The 558-nt window shown below is 62.9% G+C and carries 1 protein-coding gene; it reads right to left on the bottom strand.

Going from position 1 to position 558, the window contains the following annotated elements; translation table 11 throughout:
- The coding region (locus R4P65_RS33065; protein WP_317829705.1) for an ABC transporter ATP-binding protein at positions 1–557 on the bottom strand (557 nt) is incomplete at its 3' end.
- Position 558: the final 1 nt, after the last annotated feature.

Here is a 558-nt window from a genome sequence, read left to right as displayed (position 1 = left end):
AGGTGACTCGACACGAGCACGGTGCGGCCCTCGGCCGCCAACCGCTGCATGAACTTACGAATCCAGACGATGCCCTCCGGATCGAGACCGTTGACCGGCTCGTCGAACAACAACACCTTCGGATCACCCAACAACGCACCGGCCAACCCCAGACGCTGCGACATACCCAACGAGAACCCGCCGGCCTTCTTGCCCGCCACCTCGGACAACCCAACCAACCCGAGCACCTCGTCGACCCGGGACTTCGGAATCCCGTTCGAGGCGGCCATCCACTGCAGATGCGCCCGCGCACTGCGATTGGGATGCACCCACTTCGCATCCAACAACGCCCCCACCGTCCGCAACGGTGTCTTCAGCTCCCGGTACGGCTTGCCGTCGATCAACGCCGCACCCGACGTCGGCTGATCCAAACCCAGGATCATCCGCATCGTCGTCGACTTGCCGGCACCGTTCGGGCCCAGAAAGCCCGTCACGATGCCCGGCTTGACCGTGAACGACAAATCGTCCACCGCTTTCGTCGGTCCGTAAACCTTGGTCAATCCCCTCAGTTCAATCATG

This window comes from Rhodococcus sp. IEGM 1318 (genome assembly GCF_033142465.1).
GTDB lineage: Bacteria > Actinomycetota > Actinomycetes > Mycobacteriales > Mycobacteriaceae > Rhodococcus_F > Rhodococcus_F qingshengii_B.
Note: the sequence above shows the minus strand (reverse complement) of the source record. Positions and strands in the feature narration are given on the sequence as shown.